Below are 1,323 nucleotides of genomic sequence, written 5' to 3' on the forward strand. Positions count from 1 at the left end.
CGGCCAGAAGCAGTCACTCATCGCTCCGCGATGCCGAGCCAATTTGCTATCAAATTTTTTAGAATCCCCAGCTCGTAGCGCTACAGCACTCAATTGCATCGCAAGTGCCAGCGTTGGCTTTCCTCCTTCACCCGTAAGGTAAAAATTGAAAAACCGTCTGTTTACTGTCCTTCTGACAGCCGCTGTCTTTGGTCTTGGCTCGGCTGTCAATGCTGCTGAAATTTCCAGTGCTGAAGCAATGAAAGCCATCTCTGCAGCCGTGCTGCCTGCCATGGAAAAGAACCAGATTCCTGGTATGGCTGTGGCATTGGTATTGGGGGACAAGACTTATGTCTTAAACTATGGCGTGTCAGATGTTGAGAAACAAACACCGGTAACTGACGAGACGATTTTTGAGATTGGCTCTATCAGTAAGACCTTCACAGCCACACTGGCGACGCACGCAGAAGCCACTGGGAAGCTGAAACTGACCGATACAGCAGCAAAGTATTTGCCTGAGTTGTCTGGTACGGACTTCGGTAACTTGCAGCTTTTCCATCTTGGAACGCACACCGTTGGCGGCATTCCTCTGCAGGTGCCTGATGAAGTCCAAACTCGGGAGCAGCTTCTGGAATACCTCCGCACCTGGAAGCCTGCGTACAAAACCGGCACGATGCGTACTTATGCAAACCCAAGCATCGGTGCTTTAGGGTGGATAACGGCGAAAAGTTTGGGGCAAGATTTCAGCACCGCCATGACTCAAACCATTTTCCAGCCCCTCGGTTTGACTAGCACTTATCTGAGCATCCCTGCACAGAAGATGTCCAGCTACGCTTGGGGCTACAACAACGATAAGAAGCCTGTGCGTGTCAATCCAGGCATGTTGGACAGTGAAGCCTACGGCATCAAAACCACGGCTACTGACCTGATCACCTTTGTGAAGGCCAACATGGGCATGTTGCCCTTGGATAGCATGCTGCAATCGGCTTTAAACAATACCCGCAAGAGCTATTTCAGCGTAGGCCAGATGACTCAAGACCTCATCTGGGAGGAGTATGCAATGCCTGTTGACTTGCCTATGCTGCAAGAAGGCAATGCTCCCAAACTTATCCTGAATCCAACCCCAGTAAGCGCTAAGGTTCCTGCAGCCACACCTAACAGCAATGTGTGGGTTAACAAGACTGGTGCTACCAACGGCTTCGGTGCTTATGTTGCGTTTGTGCCTGAAAAGCGCTTCGGGGTTGTGTTGCTGGCCAATAAAAACTACCCCAATGCTGAACGGGTAGAAATGGCCCACAAAATTTATAGCAATCTAACCGGGAAACAATGACAGCTTTGGGTCGG

General features: G+C 50.3%; 1 protein-coding gene. It reads left to right on the top strand.

The genetic code is table 11. The features are described from left to right. Positions 1 to 238 precede the first annotated feature (238 nt). Complete coding sequence (ampC, locus tag ACPT9U_RS17700) at positions 239 to 1,309, top strand: class C beta-lactamase (protein ID WP_435751922.1); 1,071 nt, start codon at positions 239 to 241, stop codon at positions 1,307 to 1,309. Positions 1,310 to 1,323: the final 14 nt, after the last annotated feature.

Origin of the sequence: Thauera sp. AutoDN2, assembly GCF_051280715.1 — a bacterium.
Classification (GTDB): domain Bacteria; phylum Pseudomonadota; class Gammaproteobacteria; order Burkholderiales; family Rhodocyclaceae; genus Thauera.

What these genes read in the sequence shown, in the direction of transcription:
- ampC (WP_435751922.1), top strand. Translation starts at nt 239, where the DNA reads ATGAAAGCCATCTCTGCAGCCGTGCTGCCTGCCATGGAAAAGAACCAG.